This is a genomic window from Psychrobacter sp. AOP7-B1-25 (assembly GCF_052376195.1).
Lineage (GTDB): Bacteria > Pseudomonadota > Gammaproteobacteria > Pseudomonadales > Moraxellaceae > Psychrobacter.
On record NZ_JBQSVK010000026.1, the window covers coordinates 1 to 17,029 of the forward strand.

Consider the following 17,029-nt stretch of genomic DNA (forward strand, 5'->3'; position numbering starts at 1 on the left):
GAACAAGCCAAGCGTTTACTTGAACTGGGCGATGTATCAATAAAGTCACTTGCCGATCAAGTAGGTTATGATGATATTTCCTCATTTACGCGTCTATTTAAACGCGCGACAGAGCTGACGCCTAAAGAGTATCAAGATAAGTTTTCACGGTTGGCTATTTAGTCATGACAGTGAATAGCAGTTAAGAATTAGTACTGAGCGTTTAAGCAGTTTGCCATAACCTTGCTGCTTGAATAGCATCAGCCTTGATGGTTGGGTAATCGGTAAATGATAACTGGTAGCCACCATTTGCATTAGGTCGAAGCTGGCAAGTTGCTCCCAGCGGAAAGCTGTATTTTTTGCCGATATGACCGAAAGGCATACCACTATAAATGGGCAACCCTGTTAATTCATGTAATTGGCGAATGACTGTGGCAGCATCGTAACGTTTATCGTAGCTATCCTCGCCCGTACCAGACAACGCTCCAAACACAATCGCTTGTTGGTTTTTAAAGACACCTGCGAGATATAAGTCGTATAACATGCGCTCAATACGATACGCCTGCTCGCCGACATCTTCTAGAAACACAATACCGCCATTGATGCGCGGTAAATACTCACTGCCTGCCAGCGCTGATACGACACTTAAGTTGCCACCCCACATCGTACCAGTTAATGGTTTCGGCTCACCCTTTGTCAATATGGCAGGTAGCTGCTGACTGGTTAGCGAAGCATCTTGTATTTTGATAGTTAGATTGGGATTGGTCAGTGCTTCAACAAACTGCTGACAGCTGACTTTATCAGGCGCGGTTTTGCCAAACTCGCTATAGAGCATTGGCGCGGCAAGTGAGCTCATTGACCCTTTTGCCAATAGCGCACATTGGATAGCCGTCACATCGCTAAAGCCTGCGAGTATCGTGCCACGCTCCTTCATAATCCGTCCTAGCGTCGCCCAGTCCACCATCGGCAATATGCGCATGGCACCGTAACCACCACGCACACCTAGCAGCAGCTTTGGCGCAGCTATCGCCCCAGTAGCAAGGTTTTGAAAATCGCTAGCACGCTGCGAGTCTGTTCCCGCAAAGCGTAAATACTGTCGATTGGTAATAGCAGGATTCTCTACTTTAAACCCAGCACAAGCCACCCGGTCTAATGCCAACTGATTACGCTCGCCACTGCCACCGACGTTAGAGCTAGCAAAAAGTCGCGTTTCAATCGTAGGCGTGATACAACCTGTCTGCGTCAGTGGTTTCTGTGACGTTTGTGATAGTGCGCGATTATCTAATAACGAAGTTGGCAGATCATCTTTAGTCAGTTGCCAACTATTGCCAGACTCAACAGGATTGGCCGCAAACGCTTGAGAAATACCTTGGCTCGCTAACACTGCCGTACCTGTACTCACGCCAATTCGACGTAAAAACTGCCGACGGCTTAGCCCAGATATTGTTTTAGTTGCGTGATTATCTTTATCGTCGTCCCATGATTGAGTCTTAATACCCATATCTTACCGCTACCTTATCGCTTTTATTTTTATGATTTATTTGCTTAAAACTTGTAGCAACGTATTGTAGACGCTTTTTCAGCATTGATGGTTGCCTAATCTTTACCGATATTTACTTTTTCGCTACTGAGGCACACAATATAGATCGGCTAGATTTGTTACTGTAAATATGAATTCATCGCAAAAACAAAGGGCAATAATTATGTTTAACAAAAAAACTGATAAAAACAAGTCACTTGACTCTAATTTGGAATACTTACTAGGCAAAGAAGACAAGCTTAAAGAGAAGTTAGAGGACAGCGGCTATCTTGAGCCGTTTAGTGATGATTTAATGCTGTTTATGAGTCTCGTCAAAGACTATTACAAAGGTGACTACCGTAAGATCCCTTTCAAGACAATATCAGCTGGCGTTATTGGTGCGATCTATGTACTAAACCCTATTGACCTGATTCCTGACTCTATTCCATTTATCGGTCATATCGATGATGCACTCGTCCTTAAATTTTGTTTAAAGCAGGCCAGAAAAGATCTGCAAAAATACAAAGAGTGGAAGCAAGAACAATCAGCTGATAAGAATAAGTTAGAAGGTAAGAACGATACTGACAAAACTCATGACGACAAGATGAGTACTGATGAGGAAAACAGCGATGAAGCTGGTACTGACCTTAAGAAAGCTTCGTAAATACCAATGCTTTAGGTGATAAAAAAAAGCGATTAAGAAGTCGCAGTAACGAAAAAGCCACGACCGCGAATTAACTTTTCGGTCGTGGCTTTTTCGTTTTCCTGATTTATCTGTCGTAATTTTTAATCAGGCACTTCATAATTAGCTTTTTCTGGGTTAAGACCAAACGAGTAGACGAAGGTAGCAACGAGACTATTGACAATAATGAAAGGTAAATCAATCACAGTATGACCAAGTGCATAGCGACCAAGTAGCCACGAGACAACCAACATGATAATAAAAAATGCACCTAAATATGCCAAAATTGCAGGGTGTTTCAAATTATAAGGCTGCTCAGGCTTAGGTTGCTTGTCTAGTATATACGTTCTTACCGCCCAACCCGCTGCGTAAGAAAACCCGCCTAGTACCACGTAACTGAAAAAATTCATATTGCTTAACTCTAATGGTATGACTATTGATAACAAAATACTGTTTATTAAAATAACGGCGATCAATAATAATGTTTATGGTCCATGCTTATCTAAATACTATCATCAACATTATCGATAATAAGGTTAGCATGTGGATTAGCTAAAATATCGGTATTCACCTCATCACATTCCACACGGTAAATAGTATTGGCACCTCGGTAAATATAGGACAAATATTCACTGTCTAGGAGGGGATCAATATTGGCATAGGCCGGTTTAACATGAGCCAGAACAAGTACTCGATCAGGACGTCCAATGACCGCATCGACATTGTCTGGATCGATAGAGAAAAACTGCGGTATATCGCTACTCTCTATCACTTCTAACGGCTCTGGACTATCCCAGACACGCTTAGCAGTGACTGGCTCTTTCATCTGCATCACCCAAGTGCCGTCCTGTTGGCTGACCCTGATCTGTGCAGGCTCATCTTGGCTCACCGTATAACAACCCTCAAAGACAGACAAGTCTGCTGCAACTTCGGTGTCTGCTTGAGGACTAGTATCATTACAAGCGCTTAGAAAAATCGCGCTACTAGCAGTCACACTGAGCATTAGGTACATCAGTCTCTTGTTAAATAAATTCGAGCGTAAGGACATAATAGGGTTATCCTGCAACCATGCATTAGAAACGTTTATTAAGTGTATTATTGTCAAAACACCATCAAATAGCGGATATGAAAAATACCTTGAGCATATTTGTGGCAAATGCAACTCTTTCACTAAAAACCAAGGCATTTTCACGAGCTTCGCTATTTTAACAGAAAACCAAGACGTTACTATTATGTTATAAGTTACCATAAGTAGTTTTATGACTTTGTGCGTCACGACTGCCCATATTTATGATAGATTTGCTATACTCGCAATGCCATCATCATCGTTCGAATGTCGTGAACGAGATGCTCTAGTACTACCTTATGCTTACTACTTATCAGGTCAATACTCTTTTATGTCAGACAACCGTAATTCAATACCAAACACTCATAAAGATAACGTAATTGATCCATTGGCTGCTAAAATAAATACGACTGTGGCTTATACTGATGGTGCTTGCAAAGGTAATCCTGGCGCTGGCGGCTGGGGAGCACATCTCATACTTAGTGATGGTAGCACGCAAGATTTATACGGCGGCGGCAAAGAAACCACCAATAATCGCATGGAACTCATGGGCGCAATACAAGCCCTGACCCATAGCCCACATGAGCAAACTCTTGAGATTTGGACCGACTCCAGTTATGTCAAAAAAGGCATTACTGAATGGATTGAAGGTTGGAAGAAAAAGGGCTGGAAAACTGCCAGTAAAAAGCCAGTCGCCAATAAAGACCTATGGCAACAACTGGATAAGCTCTGTCAACAGCGTGATGTTAGCTGGCACTGGGTTAAAGGACACGCTGGACATGCTGGTAACGAAAAAGCAGACGAACTAGCAAACCTAGGTGTCACCTCCAACAGCGGGCATTCAACTACAATCAGTGAAGCAGACACGGCTAAAAAAAAAGACCACATAGTGACTGATATTGATACTGATGCCTTGCAGAAATCGTCGAGCGATGACTGGCTCAATTTCGACCCATTGGGTTTAGATATGATAGAAGATGAGTTTGGTGAAGATCTCTCAGAGATTGAGCCGCTAGTAGAAAATAGTCAGAACACCACTGATAATCATCAAATATACGAAAATATTTCTGTAAAACCTAGTAATTATCAAGACAATACATACAACCCGACGAGTACCAAAGATATGCCAGACGTTCAAACGCACCTAGATGATACTGTCGACAATGATATGTTGCCAAATGTAGAATCTGATGCACCTAAGTTCGACGGGGATACCAGCCGCGCTAACCCACATTTTAAGCCTCTATTGCCTGAGCCGATACATCGTCATGAAGCAGATCGTCAGCTTATCATGGATACAGAAACCACAGGGCTTGATGCACTAAAAGGCGACCGTATCATCGAGGTCGGCATCGTAGAGTTGGTCGGACGTAAGTTTACTGGCGAAAAGCTGCATGTTTATATCAATCCGCAGCGTGGTATGGATGATGAAGTCATTCGTATTCATGGTATCTCTGAAGCGTTTTTGACCGACAAACCAACCTTTGACCAAGTTGCTCAGTCTTTGTATGACTTTATGGATGGCGCCGAGATTATCGCTCATAACGCTACTTTTGATATGAACTTCCTAAATATGGAGTTTGCAAAAGTCGGCCTGAATGATTTTGCCAATCGAGTGCAAGTGACTGACTCATTAGCGATGGCTAAGCAGCAATATCCTGGACAAAAAAACACACTAGATGCCCTGGTACGTCGCCTAGATGTTGGTAAGCAGGACCGTACTTTTCACGGGGCACTACTTGACTCAGAGATTTTAGCTGAAGTTTATTTAGCGATGACTGGTGGACAGGTCACGCTTGCCATTGAAGAAGATACCGATACCGATGGCGGACAGACCGCTCATGCAGGTTTCGCCAATTTAGTGAATTTATTACTAGCATCAGCAGCGGACGAAACTGCTGACCAAAGCTGGTATGCCTCTTTGGCTGAAGATTACCCTGCACTAAAAGCTAGTACATAATTATCATTTGCATTTTTATTGAACCGACATTTGTATAATTTAATCTTGATTAATACCATAAAAAGCGTTAAAACATCATTGACCAATATTTTTTAAATTGAGCTTATACCTTTGCTATTCTCATCAGTACATTATGGAAAAATATTTATGGACCAGTCTGCACAAATGAAGCTAACCGCCCCAACGCTTAGTGTTACTGATTTTAACCTACCATCACTCCATTTACTGCATGATGAGGTTGTAGCAACTCTCAAAGATACTGAAATCCATCTAGGTGAGTTCAATGATGATAGTAATCAGGCGCCTTTGTTGTCAGACTCTATCGAAGTACTAAAGCAGCTGTCCTGTATTTTTAAGCTAATCTCTTTGGTCGGTGCAGAAGCGTTGAATGATGCCATTGTCGATGGTTTACAGAGGCTTTATGATAATGGTGATAACAACGATACTGATTTGATCATGGATCTATCAGAAGCCATTATGACCTTAGATCGTTATGTCGAGTTTGTACTATTGACTGAATCGGTAGAGCCTACTTTACTCATACCTGTAATTAACAAGCTTAATGCACATAGTCAAAAAGCTCCTGTTGAAGCAGATTATTTTGCGGCTTTTGGTCGCAGTAGTGTCATCATTGCTAATCCTGAAGGGAACTTCAAACCCTTAAGCACACTCAATCTAGACACAGAGCTGCTGACCAACGCGTATCGTAGTGGCCTTGGCATTGCACTACTCAATCAAGATGGCAACATTGATTCTGCCGATCAGCAAAATTTGGATGCTATGAGTGCAGCTTGTGCTTTAATTGCTTCACATACTAATAGCCTATTTTGGCAAGCGGCGTCTGCTGCCGTGACTGATATTGCAGCAGTATTACCACTAAACCTGAGTCAAAAACACACACTCATCTACCTAGAGCAGCAATTTCAAAGCTATTTACCAGTAATGGATACCCGTTTTGCAGATCTAGTAAGCTTTGCCTGTCAACGTGATAACGAGCAAGCACAGCAATTACGTGAACAATATGCAAGTAATCATGTAGATGATGCTCAGCTTGAACAAATGAAGCGCTTTTTATTCGGTCCCAATCGCGAACTTACCGATACATTAAATACAATCATTCAAAATCAGATCAATGCTATTAAAGAAAACGTAGACAGTTATGCGCGTGGCGATTCAATCAACCCGATTGATATGCAGACAGCACAAATTATTGAAGAATTAACTGAGCTGAGTTCAGCATTACGTCTGTTAGGTCTGTCCAATGCCGCCGATAGTCTGAGTACAGCAGCAGAAGCTGTTGATCATTGGCAAACGCCTTCCCCTGAGGATTTTGATCATTTGCTACTGGCATTAATGCATGCAGAGAACGCTACTATTGCTATGGCAGAGATGCATACACCAGGGGCAATCTATCTACCCCTGAACAATCCGCATATCTCATTGCATCAGCTTAATACGGCCAATGATACACTGATACAAGAAAGCCGAACTGCTATCGCTAGTGCTGAGCAAGCAATCAATGATTATTTGGCGGAGCCTGAGCGTGACATGCTCAATATCCAAAATATCCCTAGCATGATGCGCCAAGTAGCAGGAGCGGTACGTTTCCTACAACTGCCCACACCTGCCAGCATGTTGAGTCAACTGGCTAACTACATCGAACAACGTATCGAAGGCGGACAACGTATCGAAGACAGTACATTAGCATGCATCGCTGATGTTATCATGGCGGTCGATCATCATTTGGATGGTTTTGAGAATAACCGCCCTGTTAGTAAGCAAGCACTTGACGTTGGCCAACAAAGCTTAAGCCATCTACTTACTGCTTAACTTTTCTCATTGTCATGTCATGGTCATTACACCTTAACCATGACATCTCATTTAAATAAAGATAATTCAAAATAATTTAGATACAAGTTAGGTGCGTGAAAGCCCTACAGCTAGCAGGCGAAATAATCCTGATAATGTATCTGATTTATGTAGAATTGATGATACTTTACTCTAGATAAGTCTGTGTCTACGTCGATGCAGTCTGATTTTATAATGTTTGGAATTTTATATGGCCCATGCTTTTGTACTAAGTGATGACAGTATCTTATGCCGTCAAATGCCAGATGGTTGGTGGCCTTTGCAAGTCCAACTCTCGCCCGATAGTAATGGTTTGAGCGAGCAAGCTTATCAGGTTGGTCATGTAGCGTTGCATGAGAGCTTAGCACCCAGTCATTGGCTATCAGACGATAGTAATAACACTGACAACCCTACAGATAATACATTTCATAGCTTTACCGCTCAGGCGACGCGCGCCATGACTTATGATTATGCAGTTGCTCATAATGTGACTTTGCCTATTATCGCTGAGAGTAGTGCTAACACTTTTGTTCCTTATCGAAAGCTGATGACTCATTTGCCAGTCGCCTTGTCAGATCAGATTAGCCAAGCGATACAGCTATTGAGTTGGCAAGCAGATACACAGTTTTGTAGTCGCTGTGCTAGCCCTACCGTAAATGCTAACCAGGGCGAACGCGCCATGGTTTGTCCAGTATGTCGATTACGTCAGTATCCTCGCGTACAACCATGCGTCATCACTGCTATTACTCGGCCAAATCCCGTAACAGGTGAGATGCAAATCTTGTTGGCTCATCATCATCGTCATGGACAGCAAAATCTACCACCAATGTATGGTTTGATCGCAGGGTTCGTAGAAGTTGGAGAGAGTTTAGAGCATGCAGTAGTACGTGAAGTCGCAGAAGAGGTTAATATCAGCGTGTCAGATATCCACTATGTGAGCAGTCAGCCATGGCCGTTCCCATCTAACTTAATGCTTGGTTTTCGTGCATCGTATGCCAGTGGCGATATTATCCTTCAAGAAGATGAGCTAGCACATGCTGACTTCTTTGATCTCTCAAATCTACCCAGAATTCCACCAAAAGGTAGTATCGCTCGCGATTTGATTGACCAAGTGGCTAAAGAACAAAATATCAATTTATAACTACCCTTATCTATAAACAAAGCATTAGATTATAGTGTTGTATTTTCAATCTCATCTCTTTAAAATCGCTGCTGCTATTATAAGCGCGTTACTTTAAACTTTATTTTTTAAGCAAGTAACACACTAATATAAGCAGTAAAACGCTGACAGATCACGTGTTCTTATAGACACTGTTTTATAAAGACCGCTTTCTCCATACTTTATCACTATTTATACTAATACCAACTCTTACGACTGGTATTAAGGTCCTTAATTAAATGCAAAGTAGCACCAATATACGCTTAGTCAATCTACCTATTTTGTTTGACACATTACACATTGATACCTTGCCCGTTGACATACAGGAAAAAATTGCACGTGTGGATGCTTGTTTGCCACAGACGCAATGCGGACTATGTGAGCATCCAGATGGTTGCTTGCCGTATGCCGCTGCAATTGTATTAGATGACGAACCGTATAATAAATGTGTGCCTGGTGGTCAGCCAGTCACTGACGCGATTGCTCAAACTCTCGATATGGATATTCAGGACACTACCTTGACGGCAGTGCCTTCACAGTGGCCAGTAGATGCTACCTCTGAACGTCCGACTGAGGTGCGTGCGGTTATCCGTGAAGATGACTGTATCGGCTGCACCAAATGCATTCCTGCTTGCCCAGTCGATGCTATCGTTGGTACTGGCAAGCATATGCATACGATTTTTACAGATTTGTGCACTGGTTGCGAGCTATGTATCGCGCCCTGCCCTGTTGATTGCATTGACTTAGTCACGATTGAGCGAGAAATATCTGAGCCTGAGCGAATAGCAGAGCAAGAGGACTTAAGACAACGCTACCATACGCATCTCAAACGTGTCACAGAACAGCTTACCGATACGAGCAATAGTAGACCCGTGGTCAGTATGGTAGAAGCTAAGCTCAATAATGCAGCAAGCCAGTCTCTAAGCATCAGTGAGTCGCAAGCAAAAAATACTATTGCAGCTGCCAAGCTCCGTACCAAAATTAAAAAACTGGAAAAGCAGCTGAGTGTTCGTGCAAACGATAAGAAACAAGCAGAGCTTGAATCCTTACAAGCAGAGCTCGAGTCATTGCAAGTAACGCAATAACGGTAATAGCTGATTATGCAATTAATGCGCTAATAAATAGATACTTCAATCATTAACATGAATACTAGCGCTAGCATATAATTCGGTACTACCACCCACTAAAATAATAGTCAAAATGCCATGAGTAAAACGGTCAAAAATAAAACAGCTGATACGCCGCCCTCAAGAAGACTGCCCAATCGTGACGTACGTTCATTCTTCGAAAAGCTGGCAGCGACCATTGATGAGCCAGTCACTGAGTTAAGCTATAAAAGCAAGTTTGAGCTACTAATTGCGGTGATTTTATCCGCACAGGCAACGGATGTGAGTGTCAACATTGCTACCCAGCAATTGTACCCAGTAGCTAACACACCTGAAGCAATACTGGCACTAGGCGAAGACGGTCTAAAATCCTATATCAAGAACATTGGTTTGTATAATGCCAAAGCAAAAAACGTCATCAAAACCTGCCGTGATTTGATTGAGAAATTTGATAGCACCGTTCCTGATAACCGCAAAGATTTAGAGTCACTGGCAGGTGTCGGTCGTAAAACTGCCAATGTCGTGTTAAATACTGCCTTTGGCCAGCCTACCATGGCCGTTGACACACATATCTTTCGTGTGGGCAATCGTACCGGGCTTGCCACTGGTAAAAACGTACTCATCGTCGAAAAAAAATTGGTCGACCGCATTCCCGAAGATTTCATAGTCGACGCCCATCATTATCTTATCTTACATGGCCGCTATACCTGTCAGGCTCGTACACCCAAATGCGGCGCTTGCCCTGTCTATGAAGAGTGTATGTTCAAAGATAAAGCTACATTTTTAGAATTATAATGGCCATTGATTATTTACCGTTTAATCAATGTGTGTTTTACTTTTATAGACAGATATAATGTTGATGCTATGATTATATGGTGTGGCAAGGTGCTATAACATCTTGTCTTTATAAAAGATACTTTCAGATAAGGGTGTCACATGCATACGATTACCGCGCTAGTGTTTGATGACTTTGAAACCTTAGATTTATTCGGACCTATTGAGATGTTTGGGAGCTTACCTGAGCATTATCGTCTTCAATTTACCTCGATAGCTGGTGGCATCATCCGCAGTAAGCATGGCGTACCTATGGAAACGATTGCAGTCACAGAGTTAGCGTATCAAACTGATATTATCCTAGTACCAGGCGGGTTTGGCACACGGCAGCTAGTCTACAACCCTTCCTTCTTGCAAACGCTAACAGCCCTCACCCATCAAGCTGACTGGGTACTTAGTGTCTGTACTGGTAGCGCCTTGTTGGCAAAAAGCGGTGTGTTAAATGGCAAGCGTGCTACCTCTAATAAACTGGCATGGCAATGGGTGATCTCTCAGTCGAATCAAGTTGATTGGATCAAACAAGCACGCTGGGTCATCGATGGTAAGTTTTATACTTCGTCGGGGGTTAGCGCAGGCATGGATATGGCACTTGGTTTCATCGCTGATAGACATGGCGTTGATAGAGCCCATCAAGTCGCGCAACATACTGAATTTCGTTGGCAAGAAGATAGCCATGTTGATGACTTTTACCGCCCTTAATCTATCGCCAGTTACCTCATAACACCATCCATTGCTAGAGTTTTACCTCGATACACGGTAAAATATGCTAATTTTTTGATTCCTGTTCATCTTTTCATTTAGATATATTTAATAATGACTGAGTTCGTACACTACAGTCCCTGCAATTAAGCGATCCCATTATGCGTGAATACAACTTATTTACCTCAGAATCTGTGAGCGAAGGTCATCCTGATAAAATGGCTGACCAAATATCAGACGCTATCCTTGATGCTATCCTACGTGAAGATCTGCATGCACGTGTGGCGTGCGAAACCTTGGTGAAAACAGGTGCAGTCATACTTGCAGGTGAAATCACTACAACTGCAAATATCGATTTAGAGCGCTTAGTTCGTGACACGGTAAATGGCATTGGCTATCATCATTCAGACCTAGGTTTTGATGGCGAGACTTGTGCAGTCATCAACATGCTTGGTAAGCAATCTCCCGAAATAGCCCAAGGTGTCGATCGTAGCAACCCTGAAGAGCAAGGTGCAGGTGACCAAGGGTTGATGTTTGGTTATGCAAGTAATGAGACCGAAGTACTTATGCCAGCGCCTATCGAGTATGCCCATCGTTTGATGGAGCGTCAGTCTGAGCTGCGCCGCGCAGGTGATTTGCCGTGGTTACGCCCAGATGCAAAAGCGCAAGTCACACTAAAATACGATGGCAACAAACCTGTAGCGATTGATGCAGTGGTACTATCAACTCAGCATGATCCTAGTATCTCACAGGCTGATCTACAAGAAGCCGTGATGGAATCTATCATCAAGCAAGTGCTACCAGCTGACTTATTGCATGCTGGCACACGCTATCATATCAACCCAACTGGTAAGTTTGTGATTGGTGGTCCTGTTGGTGATGCTGGTCTAACTGGTCGTAAAATCATTGTCGATACTTATGGCGGCATGGCACGTCATGGTGGCGGTGCGTTCAGTGGTAAAGATCCTTCAAAAGTGGATCGCAGTGCTGCTTATGCGGTACGTTATGTGGCCAAAAACATCGTAGCTGCAGGACTTGCAGATCGCTGTGAAGTTCAAGTTAGTTACGCGATTGGTGTTGCTGAGCCGACCTCTATTTCTGTCAATACCTTTGGTACTAGCAAAATCAGTAACGATGAAATCATTCGTCTGATTCGTACGCATTTTGATTTGCGTCCTTATGGCATTACCCGCATGCTAAACTTACTACAACCAATGTATCAGCAGACTGCTACCTTTGGGCACTTTGGTCGTCCGGGTTCAGAGACTGCCTTTACGTGGGAAAAAACAGACAAAGCTGACATCTTAAAAGCAGACGCTGGTTTATAAGCGTCTCTTCTTCAAAACGTTTGCAAACCATTTTTATATACTAAAAACTACCGACACTTATTATTAGGAGTAGCTTATGTCTCAAGACAGCAACACTCAAGATCAAAACGTTGACACTAACATCGAAATCACCCCTGAAATGCAAGCATTCTATCAACGTGCTGACGCTATCATCGGTATCGCAAATAGTCAGCTAGGCCCTGAAGCACATTCAGGCCAAGTCGGCGCTTCTTTACTATATGCTGCAGCACGCTATAGCGCGTCAGTTGCCTCTATCGGTTTTGTCAAAGGTGATGATTTCGCCAAAGAAAAAGATGATATCGTTGAGTTTTATGTGAAGCAATATCGTCAAATGCTGAGCGACAACTTAACGGATTATGCTCAAAACTTTGATAAGTACGTGCAGCTAAATCAAGACGATAAACCAGCTGAATAAGTGAATTTCGTCAGTCTAGATACCTTTGATTTAGACATACTGTCGTAACATCAGTATTTGAAGGCAGCAAATCAACCCCAAGCTTAATTGAGCTTGGGGTTTTTTGTATGAGGCGTAAGTAGATAGCTACCGATAAATAAGCTACCATAAATAACTAAGCGTTTAACATCATTAAGCAAATCTAGCAGCGGTAACAGGACGCTATCGAATACTACTAATAAGGATATTTTTTATGAAACAAACTCTATCTAATCGCCGATTTTCCGTACTTAATCCGTCTTTGTTCAAACCATCATTACTTACACTGACTTTAGCTTTAGTATTGACTGGCTGTAGCTCTATGTCTGATATCGGCACGTCTAATCAAACACCTAACTCATCTAACCCTGATATCAATCAGCCAGTTGAAGAGACTTTTACTCAGTGTCTGCCTGCTAACCCTGACAATAATATCTGTACGGCACAATATGAACCCGTCTGCGTGAAGACGGAAGTTGGATCAGTGATAAGCTACCGAACGGCTAGTAATGCCTGCTCAGCCTGCAATATTTCTGAGGCTATTGGTCATGTAAAAGGCGAATGCAGTTAATCTATAAAGCGGTTGTATCGAGATCTACTGTACTGAAAGCTGCTGTATTAAAATGTTTTTTATTAAAGATATTGAACATCCATAAAAATACCCAGCCTATGACAAGCTGGGTATTTTTGTAGCTGTAAAATAAACTTTAAAGCTTAAGCATCTTTCTCAAGTGCTGGTGGGCCTTTTAGCAGCTCTTCATCACGGAATTCATTGGCTGAGTTGTGTTCTGCCGACTCTTCTGTGGTGAACCACTGCTGATTGCGATACAGTATCAAGCGATCTCGACTAAGACCGCGCAATAAAGAGTACATCATCACGACAATTACAATAGCAAAAGGGAATCCTGAGACAATCGATGCCGCTTGCAATGCGCTCAAACCACCTGCTGCTAATAATACAGCAGCGATAACACCTTCAGAACCTGCCCAAAACAAGCGCTGGATTTTTGGTGGATTGGTATCACCACCCGATGTCAGCATATCGATGACAAAACTGGCTGAATCTGATGAAGTGACGAACCATAATACAATCATCACCACGATGAGTAAGTTAACCGCACCCGTTAATGGATAAGATTCCATCAATTTAAAGATAGCGCTACCTGTATCAGCTTTGACCGCTTCGATCAGACCTGGACTAACTATGTTAGGGTCTGCTGCTGCCATCAGCTCCATATTTACCGCAGAGCCACCAAAAGCAGTAAACCACAAGAACAGTATCGTGACAGGAATGAACAGCACTCCTAATATAAACTCACGGATGGTGCGTCCTCGAGAGATACGGGCAATAAATACCCCAACGAATGGTGACCAGCTGATCCACCATGCCCAATAAAATATCGTCCAAGAGGACTGCCAGTTTTCTTCACCCTTATAAGACTCTGTCCAAAGACCTAATGGCACAATTTGATGTAAATAATTGCCAATATTCTCTATCACACTATTAAAGATAAATTGGGTTTGCCCAAAGATAATCACAAAACTGAGTAATATTATAGTGAATAATATATTAATATCACTTAGACGCTTGATACCTTTATCAAGTCCCACAAACAGAGACAACCCTGCTAGCATCGTGATAATACCTATCAAGATAATCTGCACCGTAATACTATTAGGGATACCAAATAAGGTCTCAAGACCTGAGTTGATCTGTAGGACGCCAAGACCTAACGTCGTAACTACCCCAAACATCGTACCGAATACCGCTAATGTATCTACCGTATGACCCCACCCGCCATAGATCTTTTTACCCAACATTGGATACAAGGTTGAGCGTATCGCCAGTGGTAAACCTACTCGATAATGGAAATACGCTAGTGATAGCGCAACCATGCCATAAAGCCCCCATACATGAAAACAATAATGAAGGAACGAGATGTTCATCGCTTGTTTTGCAGCAGCAACGGTTTCTGGTTCTCCTAACGGCGGCGCCATAAAATGGTACAGCGGCTCAGCGGTACCCCAGTAGAGCAACCCAATACCAATACCTGCCGAAAACAGCATACCAACCCAAGAAACAAGATTGTACGCAGGTCTTTCGTTTTGATGACCAAGCCTGATATCGCCGTAACGGCTAAATATCATATAAATACTCATGGCCAATGTTAAGTTGACCACGACAATAAAGAACCAGCCAAAGCGCAAAGAGACAAATGCTTTTGCTTGATTGAATACTATCTCTGCTTGCTCGTTGAATAATGCGCCAAAGATAATAAAAGCAAGTATCAATATTGCTGACGTTAAAAATACAGGTTTGCTTACCCGCGGAAAAGGGCCTACTCGGCCAACTTTTACATGATCCATAGGTATATCCCCAAAAAAGTGCGTAACCATACCAAGGTATGAGCCAATTATCAAATATAACACCTTGTAAATACTACCGAATGTATAGAAATGGTAGTAACATTTTGGTAATAATTTTCAACAATCTATATTTTTCTTGAATAAATTTAAATATATGCGCCAAATAAAGAAGCCCCAATTTAAAAATAAATTGGGGCTTCTTCTATCAAAAGCTAAACCGACTGTCTTACTCTTAACTGCTTTTTAGTCGCCTTTAACAATCTTAGGTGGTCCTTTTAACAGATGCTCATCGACGAATTCGTTCGCTGAATTATGGTCTGCTGATTCATCTGTGATAAAGCGTTGTTGCGCACGATACAAAATCAAACGATCACGGCTTAGACCACGTAATAACGCATACATAATCACAAAGACTACTAAGGCAAACGGTAGTCCCGCTACGATAGCCGCCGCCTGTAGAGCAGACAGTCCACCAGCTGCTAGCAAGATAGCAGAAATCACACCTTCTGTCGTTGCCCAAAACAAGCGCTGGATTTTTGGTGGGTTAGTATCACCACCAGCAGTCAACATATCAATTACAAAGCTAGCAGAATCTGACGAAGTCACAAACCATAGCATAATCATGACGACAATCATTAGCGTAATTGGTTTTGCCAATGGATAATACTCAACCAGTTTAAAGATGGCACTACCAGTATCCGCTTGTACCGCTTCAACCAATCCTGGGCTAACACCTGACACAGCAGAAGCAAGCTCCATGTGAATAGCAACGCCGCCAAAGGTCGTAAACCAGAAGAACAAAATCAGCATTGGAATCAGTAGTACACCAAGCGTAAACTCACGAATCGTACGACCACGAGAGATACGAGCGATAAAGATACCAACAAATGGTGCCCAGCTAACCCACCATGCCCAGTAAAATATCGTCCAACCACTCTGCCAATCTGTTTCGCTATAAGCTTCACCCCATGTGCCTAGAGGTACAATCACAGTCAGATAGTTGCCGATATTTTCGATAAAGCTATCAAAAATAAAGAGCGTTGGTCCTAAGATAACCATAAACGCTAACAAGACGATAGTGAAACCAATATTGATATCACTAAGGCGCTTAATACCTTTATCCAAACCCATCAAGACTGAAGCTGCCGCTAGCGCTGTGATGAAAGCAATCAAACCAAACTGTACCATTAAGCTGTTAGGTGTGCCAAACAGCTTCTCAAGCCCAGCATTAATCTGCATGACCCCAAGACCCAGTGAGGTTACCACCCCGAACATAGTGCCAAACACGGCTAAAATGTCGACTGTATGTCCCCATTTACCGTAGATTTTTTTACCAAGTAAAGGATATAAGGTTGAGCGTATAGATAACGGTAAGCCTCGACGGAAATGAAAATACGCAAGAGACAATGCTACAACCGTATAAACTGCCCAAGCATGAAGCCCCCAATGCATAAACGAGATGTTCATTGCCTGTTTTGCAGCTTCAACACTCTCTGCTTCACCAAGTGGCGGTGCCATGAAGTGATACAACGGCTCCGCTGTACCCCAATAAACCAGTCCAATCCCTATACCAGCAGAAAACAGCATGCCAATCCACGAAAATAAACTATATTGCGGTGTCTCAGTTTGAGCACCTAAGCGAATATCGCCATAACGACTCATGGCCAAATAGATACAAAGTGCGAGCGCGACATTGACTAAGATAATAAATAGCCAACCGAACTTATCGGTAATAAAACCTTGTAAAAAGCTAAAAAGTGCCCCTGCTGTTTCGGTGAAAAGTGCACCAAAAATAATAAAGCCAATAATCAGCAGTGACGATGTAATAAACACAGGTTTACTCACCCGTGGAAAAGGTCCTAATCTGCCTACTTTTACTTCTTCCATGTGCAATTCTCAAAATTCAAGGAACATTACCTTAACAAAATAGGCCTTAACTATCAATCTATTACAAAATAAAACTTGATAAAACTATCAATTTACTCTAGAAGAGTTAAACAGTTTTATTATAATAATTAAAGACACACC

The 17,029-nt window shown here is 42.4% G+C and carries 16 protein-coding genes; 11 read left to right on the forward strand and 5 right to left on the reverse strand.

Features of this window, described 5'->3' with window-relative positions:
• Positions 1-162, forward strand: a 162-nt coding sequence (locus ACT3QR_RS13345; RefSeq protein ID WP_444521826.1) for a helix-turn-helix domain-containing protein, incomplete at its 5' end; no start/stop codon positions are given.
• Positions 163-202: 40 nt separating this feature from the next.
• Here ACT3QR_RS13345 and ACT3QR_RS13350 read toward each other — a convergent pair.
• Entirely contained in the window at positions 203-1,480 is a 1,278-nt protein-coding gene (locus ACT3QR_RS13350) for an LD-carboxypeptidase (RefSeq protein WP_444521812.1), read from the reverse strand.
• A gap of 202 nt (positions 1,481-1,682) precedes the next feature.
• Between ACT3QR_RS13350 and ACT3QR_RS13355 the strand changes: the two genes are divergently transcribed.
• The gene (locus ACT3QR_RS13355) at positions 1,683-2,162 is read left to right on the forward strand and encodes a YkvA family protein (RefSeq protein WP_444521813.1); all 480 of its coding nucleotides are present in this window, start codon (positions 1,683-1,685) and stop codon (positions 2,160-2,162) included.
• Between the two features lie 122 nt (positions 2,163-2,284).
• Here the strand turns inward: ACT3QR_RS13355 and ACT3QR_RS13360 are convergent, their stop codons facing one another.
• Both ACT3QR_RS13360 and ACT3QR_RS13365 read right to left on the reverse strand, forming a co-directional pair.
• On the reverse strand, positions 2,285-2,590 hold the full coding sequence (locus tag ACT3QR_RS13360) for a hypothetical protein (protein WP_444521814.1): 306 nt from the start codon (positions 2,588-2,590) through the stop codon (positions 2,285-2,287).
• 92 nt (positions 2,591-2,682) lie between these two features.
• Positions 2,683-3,228 carry a hypothetical protein gene (locus ACT3QR_RS13365; protein ID WP_444521815.1) on the reverse strand — a complete coding sequence of 182 codons (546 nt, stop codon included), beginning with the start codon at positions 3,226-3,228 and terminating at the stop codon, positions 2,683-2,685.
• Between the two features lie 349 nt (positions 3,229-3,577).
• Between ACT3QR_RS13365 and dnaQ the strand changes: the two genes are divergently transcribed.
• The 9 genes from dnaQ to ACT3QR_RS13410 all read left to right on the forward strand — a co-directional run bounded on the left by dnaQ (position 3,578) and on the right by ACT3QR_RS13410 (position 13,205).
• Positions 3,578-5,206 carry a DNA polymerase III subunit epsilon gene (gene dnaQ / locus ACT3QR_RS13370; protein ID WP_444521827.1) on the forward strand — a complete coding sequence of 543 codons (1,629 nt, stop codon included), beginning with the start codon at positions 3,578-3,580 and terminating at the stop codon, positions 5,204-5,206.
• Positions 5,207-5,353: 147 nt separating this feature from the next.
• Positions 5,354-7,036 carry a hypothetical protein gene (locus tag ACT3QR_RS13375; protein ID WP_444521816.1) on the forward strand — a complete coding sequence of 561 codons (1,683 nt, stop codon included), beginning with the start codon at positions 5,354-5,356 and terminating at the stop codon, positions 7,034-7,036.
• A gap of 229 nt (positions 7,037-7,265) precedes the next feature.
• Positions 7,266-8,195, forward strand: coding sequence for an NAD(+) diphosphatase (gene nudC, locus ACT3QR_RS13380; RefSeq protein ID WP_444521817.1), 930 nt, complete (start codon positions 7,266-7,268; stop codon positions 8,193-8,195).
• A gap of 257 nt (positions 8,196-8,452) precedes the next feature.
• Positions 8,453-9,298 (forward strand): RnfABCDGE type electron transport complex subunit B, encoded by an 846-nt coding sequence (locus ACT3QR_RS13385; RefSeq protein WP_444521818.1) that lies wholly within the window; start codon positions 8,453-8,455, stop codon positions 9,296-9,298.
• Between the two features lie 120 nt (positions 9,299-9,418).
• On the forward strand, positions 9,419-10,114 hold the full coding sequence (gene nth, locus ACT3QR_RS13390; protein WP_444521819.1) for an endonuclease III: 696 nt from the start codon (positions 9,419-9,421) through the stop codon (positions 10,112-10,114).
• Between the two features lie 141 nt (positions 10,115-10,255).
• Positions 10,256-10,852, forward strand: a complete 597-nt coding sequence (locus ACT3QR_RS13395) for a DJ-1/PfpI family protein (protein WP_444521820.1) — start codon at positions 10,256-10,258, stop codon at positions 10,850-10,852.
• A 161-nt stretch (positions 10,853-11,013) separates the two neighbouring features.
• Positions 11,014-12,180 (forward strand): methionine adenosyltransferase, encoded by a 1,167-nt coding sequence (gene metK / locus ACT3QR_RS13400; protein WP_444521821.1) that lies wholly within the window; start codon positions 11,014-11,016, stop codon positions 12,178-12,180.
• Positions 12,181-12,256: 76 nt separating this feature from the next.
• Positions 12,257-12,616, forward strand: a complete 360-nt coding sequence (locus tag ACT3QR_RS13405) for a DUF3144 domain-containing protein (protein ID WP_444521822.1) — start codon at positions 12,257-12,259, stop codon at positions 12,614-12,616.
• A gap of 232 nt (positions 12,617-12,848) precedes the next feature.
• Positions 12,849-13,205, forward strand: coding sequence for a hypothetical protein (locus ACT3QR_RS13410; RefSeq protein ID WP_444521823.1), 357 nt, complete (start codon positions 12,849-12,851; stop codon positions 13,203-13,205).
• Positions 13,206-13,348: 143 nt separating this feature from the next.
• Here the strand turns inward: ACT3QR_RS13410 and ACT3QR_RS13415 are convergent, their stop codons facing one another.
• Complete coding sequence (locus ACT3QR_RS13415) at positions 13,349-15,001, reverse strand: BCCT family transporter (protein WP_444521824.1); 1,653 nt, start codon at positions 14,999-15,001, stop codon at positions 13,349-13,351.
• A gap of 243 nt (positions 15,002-15,244) precedes the next feature.
• Positions 15,245-16,888 carry a BCCT family transporter gene (locus tag ACT3QR_RS13420; RefSeq protein ID WP_444521825.1) on the reverse strand — a complete coding sequence of 548 codons (1,644 nt, stop codon included), beginning with the start codon at positions 16,886-16,888 and terminating at the stop codon, positions 15,245-15,247.
• Positions 16,889-17,029: the final 141 nt, after the last annotated feature.

Excerpts from the sequence above, each read along its gene's own strand:
- dnaQ (WP_444521827.1), top strand. The coding sequence starts at position 3,578 with ATGTCAGACAACCGTAATTCAATACCAAACACTCATAAAGATAACGTA.
- nudC (WP_444521817.1), top strand. The coding sequence starts at position 7,266 with ATGGCCCATGCTTTTGTACTAAGTGATGACAGTATCTTATGCCGTCAA.
- ACT3QR_RS13350 (WP_444521812.1), bottom strand. The coding sequence starts at position 1,480 with ATGGGTATTAAGACTCAATCATGGGACGACGATAAAGATAATCACGCA.
- ACT3QR_RS13385 (WP_444521818.1), top strand. The coding sequence starts at position 8,453 with ATGCAAAGTAGCACCAATATACGCTTAGTCAATCTACCTATTTTGTTT.
- ACT3QR_RS13405 (WP_444521822.1), top strand. The coding sequence starts at position 12,257 with ATGTCTCAAGACAGCAACACTCAAGATCAAAACGTTGACACTAACATC.
- ACT3QR_RS13415 (WP_444521824.1), bottom strand. The coding sequence starts at position 15,001 with ATGGATCATGTAAAAGTTGGCCGAGTAGGCCCTTTTCCGCGGGTAAGC.
- ACT3QR_RS13375 (WP_444521816.1), top strand. The coding sequence starts at position 5,354 with ATGGACCAGTCTGCACAAATGAAGCTAACCGCCCCAACGCTTAGTGTT.
- ACT3QR_RS13395 (WP_444521820.1), top strand. The coding sequence starts at position 10,256 with ATGCATACGATTACCGCGCTAGTGTTTGATGACTTTGAAACCTTAGAT.
- ACT3QR_RS13360 (WP_444521814.1), bottom strand. The coding sequence starts at position 2,590 with ATGAATTTTTTCAGTTACGTGGTACTAGGCGGGTTTTCTTACGCAGCG.
- nth (WP_444521819.1), top strand. The coding sequence starts at position 9,419 with ATGAGTAAAACGGTCAAAAATAAAACAGCTGATACGCCGCCCTCAAGA.
- metK (WP_444521821.1), top strand. The coding sequence starts at position 11,014 with ATGCGTGAATACAACTTATTTACCTCAGAATCTGTGAGCGAAGGTCAT.
- ACT3QR_RS13420 (WP_444521825.1), bottom strand. The coding sequence starts at position 16,888 with ATGGAAGAAGTAAAAGTAGGCAGATTAGGACCTTTTCCACGGGTGAGT.
- ACT3QR_RS13355 (WP_444521813.1), top strand. The coding sequence starts at position 1,683 with ATGTTTAACAAAAAAACTGATAAAAACAAGTCACTTGACTCTAATTTG.
- ACT3QR_RS13365 (WP_444521815.1), bottom strand. The coding sequence starts at position 3,228 with ATGTCCTTACGCTCGAATTTATTTAACAAGAGACTGATGTACCTAATG.
- ACT3QR_RS13410 (WP_444521823.1), top strand. The coding sequence starts at position 12,849 with ATGAAACAAACTCTATCTAATCGCCGATTTTCCGTACTTAATCCGTCT.